Source organism: Halarcobacter sp., assembly GCF_963676935.1.
GTDB lineage: Bacteria > Campylobacterota > Campylobacteria > Campylobacterales > Arcobacteraceae > Halarcobacter.
Genome location: NZ_OY781470.1, coordinates 381223 through 393978, shown reverse-complemented (window position 1 = coordinate 393978; position 12756 = coordinate 381223). Strand labels below are relative to the sequence as shown.

The 12756-nt window shown below is 28.2% G+C and carries 11 protein-coding genes; 5 read left to right on the top strand and 6 right to left on the bottom strand.

Annotated elements, in window-relative coordinates; translation table 11 throughout:
- Window positions 1-20: 20 nt before the first annotated feature.
- From ACKU4C_RS01935 to ACKU4C_RS01925, 3 genes are read left to right on the top strand one after another with little or no spacing between them, the layout of a single operon-like run.
- On the top strand, window positions 21-1205 hold the full coding sequence (locus tag ACKU4C_RS01935) for an amino acid ABC transporter permease (protein ID WP_321314175.1): 1185 nt from the start codon (window positions 21-23) through the stop codon (window positions 1203-1205).
- Window positions 1205-2281 (top strand): amino acid ABC transporter permease, encoded by a 1077-nt coding sequence (locus tag ACKU4C_RS01930; RefSeq protein WP_321314174.1) that lies wholly within the window; start codon window positions 1205-1207, stop codon window positions 2279-2281. The genes ACKU4C_RS01935 and ACKU4C_RS01930 overlap by 1 nt, the downstream gene beginning before the upstream one ends.
- Before the next feature lie 31 nt (window positions 2282-2312).
- A complete protein-coding gene (locus tag ACKU4C_RS01925; RefSeq protein ID WP_407933773.1) occupies window positions 2313-3041 on the top strand; it encodes an amino acid ABC transporter ATP-binding protein in 729 nt (242 codons plus the stop codon).
- A gap of 28 nt (window positions 3042-3069) precedes the next feature.
- Here the strand turns inward: ACKU4C_RS01925 and ACKU4C_RS01920 are convergent, their stop codons facing one another.
- The 3 genes from ACKU4C_RS01920 to ACKU4C_RS01910 all read right to left on the bottom strand — a co-directional run bounded on the left by ACKU4C_RS01920 (window position 3070) and on the right by ACKU4C_RS01910 (window position 6010).
- Window positions 3070-3699, bottom strand: a complete 630-nt coding sequence (locus ACKU4C_RS01920) for a LysE family translocator (RefSeq protein WP_321314172.1) — start codon at window positions 3697-3699, stop codon at window positions 3070-3072.
- Window positions 3700-3782: 83 nt separating this feature from the next.
- A complete protein-coding gene (gene ald, locus ACKU4C_RS01915) occupies window positions 3783-4889 on the bottom strand; it encodes an alanine dehydrogenase (protein WP_321314170.1) in 1107 nt (368 codons plus the stop codon).
- Window positions 4890-5041: 152 nt separating this feature from the next.
- Window positions 5042-6010 carry a glycosyl transferase gene (locus tag ACKU4C_RS01910; protein ID WP_321314168.1) on the bottom strand — a complete coding sequence of 323 codons (969 nt, stop codon included), beginning with the start codon at window positions 6008-6010 and terminating at the stop codon, window positions 5042-5044.
- A gap of 68 nt (window positions 6011-6078) precedes the next feature.
- On the opposite strand from ACKU4C_RS01910, the gene ACKU4C_RS01905 reads away from it, so the two are divergent.
- Window positions 6079-6456: a hypothetical protein gene (locus tag ACKU4C_RS01905; protein WP_321314165.1), complete on the top strand. Its 378-nt coding sequence runs from the start codon at window positions 6079-6081 to the stop codon at window positions 6454-6456.
- Window positions 6457-6532: 76 nt separating this feature from the next.
- On the top strand, window positions 6533-8527 hold the full coding sequence (locus tag ACKU4C_RS01900) for an EAL domain-containing protein (protein WP_321314164.1): 1995 nt from the start codon (window positions 6533-6535) through the stop codon (window positions 8525-8527).
- A gap of 20 nt (window positions 8528-8547) precedes the next feature.
- Here the strand turns inward: ACKU4C_RS01900 and ACKU4C_RS01895 are convergent, their stop codons facing one another.
- The 3 genes from ACKU4C_RS01895 to ACKU4C_RS01885 form a co-directional block, all read right to left on the bottom strand.
- Entirely contained in the window at window positions 8548-10347 is a 1800-nt protein-coding gene (locus tag ACKU4C_RS01895) for an alkaline phosphatase D family protein (protein ID WP_321314163.1), read from the bottom strand.
- A gap of 68 nt (window positions 10348-10415) precedes the next feature.
- The gene (gene serS, locus ACKU4C_RS01890; protein WP_321314162.1) at window positions 10416-11654 is read right to left on the bottom strand and encodes a serine--tRNA ligase; all 1239 of its coding nucleotides are present in this window, start codon (window positions 11652-11654) and stop codon (window positions 10416-10418) included.
- 160 nt (window positions 11655-11814) lie between these two features.
- Entirely contained in the window at window positions 11815-12663 is an 849-nt protein-coding gene (locus tag ACKU4C_RS01885) for an AraC family transcriptional regulator (protein ID WP_321314160.1), read from the bottom strand.
- Window positions 12664-12756 lie beyond the last annotated feature (93 nt).

The following is a 12756-nucleotide window of genomic DNA, read 5'->3' as shown; positions in this document are numbered from 1 at the left end:
AATCGTTTTAAGGTTGAGAAATGACAAAAAATAGAAAAAAGCCACAAGCCAATGTAGCTTTTTACAATAACCCTGAAAACAGGGCAATAATATATCAAATATTGGCATTAGCTGGTATATTTTTATTTACATATTTTGTTTTAAATAATATGTTTATAAACATCGAAAAACGTGGGATTAATACAGGATTTGACTTTTTAGGAAGTGAAGCTGGATTTGGTATTATTCAATCATTAATTGAATATGATGAATCAGATTCACATGGAAAAGTTTTTATAATTGGACTTCTTAATACTATTTTAGTATCTGGTATTAGTATCTTTTTTGCCACTATAATTGGATTATTAGTTGGTATTGGAAGACTATCAAAGAACTGGATGATTTCAAAATTATCTATGGTATATGTTGAAACTTTTAGAAATATTCCTATATTACTACAAATACTTTTTTGGTACAATGTTGTATTGGCCTCACTCCCAAGCCCTAGACAATCTTTTTCATATTTAGACACTATATTCCTAAATAACAGAGGACTTTATATACCTAGTCCTGTTTTAGAAAGTGGATTTATTGCAGTATTTATTGCTTTTATACTTGCCATTGTTGCTGTAATATTTTTAGCAAAATGGTCAAAGAAAAAGCATGATGAAACAGGTGAAGAGTTTCCAATAATTACAACTTCACTAGCTATTTTAATTTTAGCTCCAACAATTGTATTTTTTGTTAGTGGCATGCCAGCAACATTAGACTATCCCGCTTTAAAAGGTTTTAACTTTAAAGGTGGTTGGTCAATGATTCCTGAACTTCTTGCCCTTTCATTTGCTTTAAGTATTTATACTGCTACTTATATTGCTGAAGCTGTAAGAGCTGGTATTGAAGCTGTTCCTAATGGTCAAAAAGAAGCCGCACACGCGTTAGGTTTAAAAGACCATATAATATTAAAAAAAGTTGTGCTTCCCCAAGCATTAAGAGTTATTATTCCACCTGTTATTAATCAATATTTGAATTTAACAAAAAACTCATCATTAGCCACTGCAATTGGATACCCAGAACTTGTAACAATTTTTGCTGGGACTTCATTAAATCAGGTTGGACAAGCTATAGAGATTATTTTGATGACAATGGCTGTATATTTAACCCTAAGTATTGCCATTTCACTACTAATGAACTACATTAATTCTAAAATGCAGATAAAGGAGAGATAATGGCAATTTATGAAAAAAAAGAAGCTAGACCTGCTCCTTCAGGTGCAAAAGGGTTTGAAAAATGGTTAAAAGAAAATTTATTTTCTGATGTCACAAGTACAATTCTTACTTTAATATCACTTTATATACTTTATATGATATTACCTCCACTATTTAACTGGTTAATCTTTGATGCAACTTGGAGTGGTACAAAAGAGGAGATAACGGGTGATGGTGCAAGATGGATATTTATTTATGAAAAATTCAATCAATTTATTTATGGTTTTTATCCCCATGCAGAACAATGGAGACCAAATTTAATACTTGCAATTTTTGTTATAAGTATTCTAATATTTAAGAAAGTGCCCACAAAAGTTAAATTTGCAATTATTGCCCTATTTCCAATTGTTTCATTTTTCTTAATTTATGGTGGATTTGGTCTAAATGTTGTACCAACTACAAAATGGGGTGGACTTTTACTTACAATTGTTGTTGCCTCAGTTGGTATTGTTGCATCTTTTCCAATAGGTATTTTATTTGCATTAGGAAGACAATCTAGAATGCCTATTATTAGGTCACTTTCTATTATGTATATTGAGTTTATTAGAGGTGTTCCTTTAATTACTTTATTATTTATGTCATCAGTAATTTTGCCTCTGTTTTTTCCAGAAGGGGTCGATTTTGATAAACTTTTAAGGGCTTTAATAGGTATTACACTTTTTCAATCAGCCTATATTGCTGAAGTTGTAAGGGGTGGTTTACAAGCAATACCTAAAGGTCAATATGAGGCAGCAGATTCAATGGCTTTATCATATTGGCAATCAATGGGGTTAATTATTTTACCTCAGGCGTTAAAAATCTCAATTCCAAATATTGTAGGTGCTTTTATTTCCTTATTTAAAGATACAACACTTGTATTGATTATTGGATTATTTGACCTACTTGCTATGGTTACTTTAACAACAACCGATGCAAACTGGCTTGGATTTGAAACGGAGGGTTATGTTTTTATAACCTTTATTTACTGGATAATTTGTTTTAGCATGTCTAAATATGCGAAATCAATTGAAAATAAATTTAATACAAACCATAGATAAGATAGGAAAAATAATGAGTAATTTAGAATATATGATTGAAATGAATCAAGTTAACAAATGGTATGGGGACTTTCATGTACTAAAAGATGTTAACTTAAAAGTTAAAAAAGGTGAAAGAGTTGTAATTTGTGGACCTTCTGGTTCTGGTAAATCTACTACTATTAGATGTATAAATAGACTTGAACCTTTTCAAGAAGGTGAGATTTATGTAAAAGGATTACAACTTACTGAAGATGTTAAAAGGATTAGAGAAGTTAGAAAACATGTGGGGATGGTTTTTCAACACTTTAATCTTTTTCCCCATCTTTCAATCTTAGAAAACCTAGTACTAGCACCAACTTGGGTATCAAAAAAACCTAGAAAAGAAGCAATTGAAACTGCAATGCACTATTTAGAAAGAGTTAAAATTGCTGAACAAGCCCATAAATATCCAAATCAACTCTCAGGTGGACAACAACAAAGAGTTGCAATTGCTAGATGTTTATGTAGTAATCCAGATATTATGTTATTTGATGAACCTACAGCTGCCCTTGACCCAGAGATGATTGGGGAGGTTTTGGATGTAATGACAGAGTTAGCAGAAGATGGAATCACTATGGTTTGTGTAACTCATGAAATGGGATTTGCAAAAAAAGTTGCTGATAGAGTTATCTTTATGGATGCAGGTCAAATTGTAGAAGAGAATACCCCTATTGAATTCTTTGAAAATCCACAATCGGATAGATTAAAACTATTCTTAGAACAAATATTAGATCACTAAAAGAGAATTTTCTCTTTTAGTTTCTTCCTTAACTAGAAGCTAACCAAACTCCAATACCTATCATTAAAGTTCCAGCAATTTTATTTATCAATCTTACATTTGAACTATCTTGTAAGATTTTTCTAAGTGTACTACCACCTGAAGCATAAATAATCAAACATAAAAACTCTAAAGATAAAATCATTAAAATCAATATTGGCAATTGGGAAATCATAGGCAAAGAATCATCTATAAAAGGTGGTAAAAGTGCAATAAAAAATGCCCAACCTTTTGGATTAGCAATTGCTGTAATAAAACCTTGCATAGCTAGACTCTTTTTTGAAATATTAAACTCACAACTGTTATCTAGTTTTAAAGCCATTTTACCTTTTGACATCCACATTTGGATACCAAGATAGGCTAAATATGCTCCACCACCATATTTTAAAAAAAGAAAAATTGTTGGGTATTTAAGCATAATTGTAGCAACTCCAATAACAGAAGAGGTTGCAACTAACCCTACTCCTATCAACTCACCATACATCATATAAAAAGTTTTTTTTAATCCTATACTCATACCCATACTAAGAGCAAGAGTCATACACATTCCTGGAGTTATTGATACAAAAAAGAAAGTGGGAATAAAAACTAAAAGTAATGTTATATTTACTAAATCCAAATTCAATCCTTTAAAATTGGATTATATACTAAAAAAGTTAAAAAGGGAAAAAACTTTTTCCCTTTTATAAAAATTTAATTTTATTAAAATGTTATTGCTTCAAAAGGAATATCTAAACTTTTTGCTACTGCTTCATTTGTAAGTTTTCCATCATAAGTATTAAGTCCATTTAATAAATGTATATCCTCAGCTAATGCCTTTTCTAAACCTTTATTGGCAATATTCAATCCATGTTTTAATGTTGTTGCTGTTAATGCCAAAGTTGAAGTTAAAGAGACAGCTCCAGGCATATTTGCAACACAATAGTGAACAACATCATTTACTACATATGTTGGATCATCATGATATGTTGCATGTGAAGTTTCAAAACAACCACCTTGGTCAATTGCAACATCTACAATTACAGAATTTTTCTTCATAGTTTTTAAATCTTCTTCTTTAATAAGTTTTGGTGCTGCTGCACCTGGTATTAATACTGCTCCAATTACTAAATCAGCTTCTTTTATAGATTTTAAAATATTTGCTCTATTTGAAAATAGTGTATTAACTTGTGAACCAAATAAGTCATCATAAAAAGCAAGTCTAGATGCAGAGATATCAAGTACTGTTACATTTGCTCCTAATCCAACTGCCATCTTACAAGCATTTAGTCCAACAATTCCTCCACCAATAATTACTACATTTCCCCTTTGAACACCAGGAACTCCACCTAAAAGAACCCCTCTACCACCAAATGGTTTTTCAAGATATTTTGCTCCTTCTTGTGCTGCAAGTCTACCTGCAATTTCACTCATTGGCGTAAGACAAGGTAATCCACCCTCTGAACTAGTAATTGTTTCATAAGCTACTGCTTTTACTTTTTTTTCTAATAACATTTTTGCTTGTGGTTTATCAGCTGCGATATGTAAATAAGTATAAAGGATTTGTCCCTCATGAAAATATTCATACTCTTCAGGCAATGGTTCTTTAACTTTTACAATCATCTCACTATCATCAAAGATTTTCTTTTTATTCTCTTCTATTATAGCTCCAACTGCTTCATATTCTGCATTTTCAAAACCTGCACCAATTCCAGCATCTTTTTCTACAAAAACTGTATGACCATTTTGTACATATGCTTCAACACAACTTGGAGTTAAACCAACTCTATACTCATGAACTTTAATCTCTTTTATTAAGCCTATTTTCATTTAATTTCCTTAAATATTTTAATTTAATTAAATTATATCATAGAATTTTATTGAATAATGCATATTTTTTAAACAAATTTAATTTTTTTTGAATTTTTTAATTGATTTATATTAGTTGAAAGAGTATGAAGTGAAATAAAATTTCACTTCAATTATTTTATAAAGAAAAGTTTTTTAAAGAAATTTGTAATACAACAACCTTTGTTGTTTAACATCTCATATGCTTTTTCGATTGATTCAACTCTATTTGTACTAAAAAGTAAAATAGCTACGTTTAATTTAACAATTTTCATCAATTCTGCACTTGGATTATTTATAATAGATATATTCTCTTCTAATGTAATATTTTCATAAGTATCAGTATAGTTTATACCTAAATCATTTAATTTAATAGTTTTTTCAATAACTTCTCCATCTATATCTACCCAATATTTAAAATCATTAAACACTTCACATGCACCTTCACTACCTTTAATAATAAGTAATTTTTCATAATTACTTGCAAAAAGTTTTCTATATTTTTCTACATAAGGCCTATGAAAAGCCGATGTAATTGCATATTTAGAATTTGCTGGATTTAATAGTTTTTCAACTGTATTAAAAATTGTTCTCATATAAAGTTTTTTTCTTAAGTATGTTAATTCAGATAACTCTTTAAAATAATTAGCTCTATCAAAAAAATGTATCTTTTCATCTAACTCAACTGCATTAGCAACATCTTTTACAGTTAATCCTGCTTTTGCTGGTTGAAGTTTATCACCACTTATAACAATTTCAAAAGGCTCAATCTCTTTATTTCTATTAAAAAAATCTTTTAATACACTTGCATATAAAGGGAAAAGATATGGTTGGTTTGTTTTTCCATCATATGAATAACCAAGTTCAATAGACTCAGCAATAGATTCTCTTTGTATATATTTATCAAAAGTTTCTAAACACCCTTTTAATTCATCATCTGATTCTAGTTTAACTCTTAAAAGCATTAGAAAAGCTGCTGATTGTTCACTTTCACACTTTTTTTCCAATATAGCTTCAATTGCTTCTTTTATCTCTTCCTTTGTTAAATCTCTATTTGATTTAGGACCAGTTCCAACTGCTTTTATATATTTAAAAAAATTCATCACACATCCCATTAAAAAGTTTTTTTATATTATCACAAAATCTACACAAAAATATAGTAAAATAAAGTATGAAAAATATAATTTTACTAATTTTACTCTCTTCAGTTCAATTATTTGCTTTTAAAACTGATGTGAAACAAATTTTTGCATTTGCAATTTATGATGAAAATGGTAATGGTGAAAATATTCAAAATACAAGAAAAACTCAAAAAAACTACAATGGAGTATGTTTCACAAAAATATACTTAAGAGGAAATAATTTAAATATTAAACCAAAAGTATTAATAGGAAACTTAAAAGGTAAATATATAGATTATAAACCTGTTTATAAAAATAAGATAATGATTGGTAAAATTATGACTTATAAACATATAGCTGTTACAGAAGGACTACTAAAAATTATTTTTAGAAAAAAACTCTATGATGCAAGAGTATATATTAAATAATTTTCACTTAAATTTTATCAGATTCAATTTATTTACATTATGTTAAAATCATAATATTTCAATCAAAAGTCACTATATGAATAATAATCAAAATGTATCTGAAACTTTTCTAAAAAATGCAAGTGAATTATCTGCTTTATATGTAGAAGATAATCTTGATGTTGCAAAAGTTGCCCAGAAACTCTTAAAGCTGTTTATATCTAAAATTGATCATGCAGCAAACGGAGAAAAAGCTCTTTCTAAGTTTAAATCAAAAAGTTATGATTTAATTTTAACCGATATTAATATGCCTAAAATGAATGGTATAGAATTAATTGAAAATATTAGAGAGTTTGACCCACATATTCCAATTATTGTTGTTTCAGCTCATGGGGAACAAGAATATATGTTTAAAGCAATTCAAGCGGGAATTGATGGGTTTATATTAAAACCTCTTGAACCCGAACAATTCAAAAGAGTACTTTTTAAAGCAATAGAAAAAACCTTAATATATAAAGAGCATAACAAAAATTTATCAATACTAAAACAATATCAAGATATTACAAATAAAAGTTCAATAATATCTAAAACTGATCCTAGTGGTATAATAACTTTTGTAAATGAAAATTTTTTAAAAGTATCAGAATACGAGGAAAATGAATTAATTGGAAGATCTCATGCTGTAATAAGACACCCGGATAATCCAAAAGAGTTTTTTAAAGATTTATGGTACACAATAAGTAAGAAAAAAGAATCTTGGGAAGGGGTTATTAAAAACTTATCAAAAAGTGGAAAACCATATTATGTAAAAACCGTTATTAAACCACTTTTAGATGATAAAGGAAAAGTATTAGAATATATTGCTTTGAGAAATGATATTAGTGAAATCATGAGTGAAAAAAAACAATTAATAAGCTCATTGGAATCAAATAATAATGCAATATTAATTATGATTCAAATAGAAAATTTTGATATTTTAGATAAATTTTATGATACTAAAACAGTAGAAAAAATTGAACATATATATGGTACAACCCTTTTAAATCATATGCCTCATAATCAAGCATTTAAAAAAATATATACACTTGGAGACGGATGTTTTGCAATATCTGAAGATTTTGATAAATTAGTAGCCCAATATCCTGAGTTAGATGTGGAAAAACAACTTCATAAATTTATCAAAAATACTAGAAATAGTACTATTAAACTAGAAAATATAGACTATGATATCTCAGTTGTAGTAAGCTACAGTATTGGAACAAAAAATTTATATGAAAATGTAAGATATGGAATAGAAAAAGCTATAGATGAAAATAAAAATTTAATTTTTGCAAATAATCTAATGAAAGAAGCGCAAAAAAATGCAAAAAATAATATAGAAACAATTCAAATGGTAAAAAAAGCATTGGATGATTCTAAAATTATCTCTTTTTTTCAACCTATAATTGATAATAATACTAAAAAAGTTATCAAATATGAATCACTTGTTAGGCTTATAAATGAAAATGGTGAAGTTATCTCTCCTTATTTTTTCCTTGACGTTTCTAAAAAAGGAAGTTACTACACAAAAATTACAAACCGTGTAATTGAAAACTCATTTTTAATCTTAGATCATATAAAAGACAATGTAAGTATAAATATTTCGGTATTAGATATAGAAAATGATGCAATAAGAGAAAAACTTATCACTCTTGTAACAAAACCTCAATATAAAGGTAGAGTCACTTTTGAATTGTTAGAAGATGAACATATTAAAGACTATCGAAAAGTAAGAGAATTTATTAGGTTAGTAAAAGATGTAGGTAATGCTAAAATTGCCATTGATGACTTCGGTAGTGGGTATTCAAACTTCGAAAGACTATTAATCTATTCACCTGATATTTTAAAAATTGATGGAAGTCTTATTAAGAATATTGAAAATGATGAATTTAGTAGAAATTTAGTTGAAACAATTGTTGTATTTGCAAAAAAACAAGGTATAAAAACTATCGCTGAATTTGTAGAAAATGAGAATATCTATAATATTTTAACCGCCCTTGGTGTTGATTACTCACAAGGTTATTATTTTGGTAAACCTGAAAAATTAATATAAGAGAATATCTCTTATATTAATTATGATATTGTGTTTGTATTAACTAATGTTTTTAAACTTTTCTCTCTTGTTTGATCTAAACTATATGTTGTTGAATCATAATTGTCAACATAATACCATGTAGTATTAACTTCTTGTGAGGTAAAAGATACAACCATAAAACCTCTTTGATTTAAATTAGTATATTTTAAATCATCAATTAAAAATGTCAAAGCAGCTTCAAAATTTTGTGCAGTAGTTAAGTTAGTTAATCCAGCATAATCTTCCATTCCAGGAGATGTTACTGACGTTACAGCATATTCAACCCCCACTAAATCACCTGCTTGGTCTTTTATTTCACTTGCCCACGAATTATGAGTATCTCCAGCTAATACAACAAGGTTTTTACCTAAGGCTTTTGATGTACCAAGAATTACTTCTCTTTCATAGAAATATCCATCCCAAGCATCTAAATTATATGGCAATGTGGTCTCAACTCTTGCTTTTTCTGCTGTTGTTAATGTTGTATCATTTGCTAATATTCTTGTTTTAATAGCAATTAATTCAGTTATTGCCGTATTTAAATTAGTTAATATTACAAGTTTTTGAGCATCAGTAATATCTGAATCTAACTGTGCAATCATAGTTAATAATTCAGCAGGTAAAAACATTTTTCCCATTAATACTTGTTGCCCTAATACTTGCCAAGTTGCTGTAGAGTTTGATAAACTATTTTGTAGCCAAGTTAATTGTTCACTTCCTAACATTGTTCTTGAAGAATCTAGTAAATCTATAGTAAATGTTGCAGAATCAAAATTTCCAAGGTTATCAAAATAATCTGAATAACTCAACTGTTTATCTCTTCCTAAAACCCTTGTATCTAACATATAAAGATTTACAAGGTTTCCAAACTCAAAATTTCGATATATAATTTCATTATTGTTATCTTCAAAAGGTCTTATTGGTAACCATTCAAAGTATGCTTGTAAAGCATGCTCTTTTCTTAAACTAAATTCTCCTTCACTTGAATCATGATTCTCAGCACCATCTTTATAAGTATCATTTGCGATTTCATGGTCATCCCAAATAGTTATTACAGGAAGGTTTTGATGTAAAACCAATGCTCCTTCATCTGTTCTATACAAAGCATATCTTTTTCTATAATCATCTAAAGTTAAAAGTTCTGTATTATTATCTTCAGGAAGTTCTCTTCCTATTGCAATTGCATTTTTTGTTGCATAAGCTGGTGTTACACCATCATCATTTTCATACATTCCATATTCATAAATATAATCCCCTAAATGTAAAGCCACATCTAATTGCATTTTAGAAGCTTCCATATATGCGTTAAAATATCCATTTGGATAATTTGAACATGAGAATACTGCCATTTTTACTTCACTAGGATTACTTGAAATTGTTTTTGTTTTTCCAACTATTGATGTTTTTTCATTAGATTTAAATCTATAATAATAAGTTTTATTCTCTTCTAAATCTTGTAAGTCGATTTTTACAGTGTAATCTTGTTCTTTTTTAGTTGTTATTTTTCCTGATCTTACTATTGGAGTAAAATCTTCATTTTCTGATACTTGATAAAATAAATTTACGCTACTAATGTCACTTGCAGGGGTAATTCTAGTCCATAAAATAACACTATTTATTGTAGGGTCACCACTTGCTACACCGTGATTAAAATTTACATCAACAGTGTTCCAAAAGTCTAAAGAAAAAGCGGTATCATTTCCTCCCCCGGAGCAACCTGTAATTGCTGTAGAAACCACAAGTGAACTTGCAGTTAATGCAGAAATTCTTAAAAAGTCTCTTCTTGTAATCTTTGTCATCTAACTACCTTTTTAAATTTGTGGTAGTTTAATAGTATTTGATTACAAAAAGATAACAATTTTATATATTACATATACTTTTCTAAAACCTTTGGAATCTTAACACTTCCATCTGCTTGTTGATAGTTTTCCATAATTGCTAATAATGTTCTTCCCACTGCTAAAGAGGAACCATTTAATGTATGAGCTAGAATATTTTTCTTTCCATCTTTATATCTAATTTTAGCTCGTCTAGCTTGGAACTCTCTTGTATTTGAAATAGAAGAAATTTCTCTATATTTTCCTTGTCCAGGAAGCCAAACTTCAAGGTCAATAGTTTTAGTTGCACTAAATCCTAAATCACCGGTACAAAGCATAACTTTTTGATGAGCTAATCCTAAAGATGTTAATAAATCACTTGCGCAAGATACCATTTTTTCAAACACCTCATCTGATTCTTCTTGCTTAGTAATAGCCACCATTTCTACTTTGTCAAATTGATGTTGTCTAATAAGTCCTCTAGTATCACGTCCAGCACTTCCTGCTTCTTTTCTAAAACAAGGAGTATATGAAGTCATCATTAAAGGTAATTCATCAACTGGGATAATCTCATCATTATAAAGGTTTGTTAATTGAACCTCAGCTGTTGGGATAAGATATAAATCTTCACCCTCTATTTTAAATAAATCATCTTCAAACTTTGGAAGTTGACCAGTTCCTTGTAGAGTATTTGTATTTGCCATAAAAGGAACATACCACTCTTCAAAACCTCTACTTCTGTTAAAATCAAGCATATAATTTATAAGTGCTCGCTCAAGTCTTGCACCTTGACCCCTAATAGCAGAAAATCTTGATTTTGCTAATTTAACACCTCTTTCAAAATCTAACCAACCATTATCTAAATCCCAATGCTCTTTTGGTTCAAAATCAAAAGAAGGTATCTCACCAATTGTTTCTAAAACAACATTCTCATCTTCATCTTTTCCAATAGGAACAATCTCATCAGGGATATTAGGAACTCCTAAAACTATTGAAGATAAGTTTTCTTCTAAAGCTCTAACTTCCTCTTCTAAAACCTGTTTTTTTGATTTTAATTCATTAATCTCAGCTTGTAAAGGTGCAATATCTAACTTCTCTTTTTTATATCTTCCAAACTCACGTGAGAGCTTATTTTGTGAAGCTGTTACATCTTCCATCTCTTGTCTTTTAACTTTTGTTTCTTCTGACAAGCTTTTTAAATTGTCTAAAACTTCACTATCAACACCCTTTTTTACCAATGAAGCAGCTACATTTTCAAAATCTCTTTGTAGTAGTTTTATATCAATCATATCACTCTTTCTTAAATTTTTCTGCAATTATATCTAATTTTTTACATAATAAGTTAAATCAATCCCTAATTATCTTACTTCTTATTATGAAAAAAAATAAAATATGATAATTTTTTAAAATACAAATAAAATTTTAAAACAATCAAGAAATCAAATTAAGCTATATCTCAACAGATACAAAATATTCAATATTAAACTCTTGATTATCATCTAAAAACTTACAGTTTTTATAAAGAGCAAAAGATGGTTCAGGAGTTGTTTCATAAGAACTATTCACTAACCAATTAAAATGAACCCAATTTATAAAATCAAAAAAGTTTTCATATGACCCCTTATATTCAAATTTTGCATAAATAACTTCAGGCATAATAAATTTAGCTAAAGGTAGATCAATATTTTCATCATCAATTATTATTCCTGCTGTATATCTGCACTCTTCAAGATTTAATGTTAAAGGTATATCATGATAAAAACCTATGGCTTTATACTCTTTTATATTATTCTTTAATAGACAAAAATTCAACTTTTCCCAAGCACTTTTTATATTTTTATCATACCCTTTATGTCTAATATAATATACAGAAGATGAGCCCATTTTAACTATCTTTGGTTCATTATTAAAGGAGACTTTTTTTATATTTTCATTCAAAGTTTTTTTATAACCATTATTTCTCCACTCTTTTGGTGACATTTTATATCTAGTTTTAAATACTCTATTAAAAGCTCCATGGGAACTATAACCACACATTTGTGCAATTGTTGTAATTGTAGAATCTTTATTGGTTAAAAGAAGAATTGACGATTTTTGTAATCTTATAGATTTTATAACCTCATAAATATTTTGTTCAAACTCTTTTTTAAATATTCTTAACATATGAAACTTACTTATATTAAACGCAATACTTAACTCCTCTAAGTCTAAGTTTGTATCAATATGTTTATATATATAGTGCATAATATTATTTGCAATTTTTCTATGTCTTTTTTGTGTATCTTTCTTCATAAACATATTATATCCTTTAAAAAATTATTTTAAGCAATTATAGTTAACTTTTTAAACAATTATGGGGAAGAAATAAAAATACTAATCTCCTATAATTCC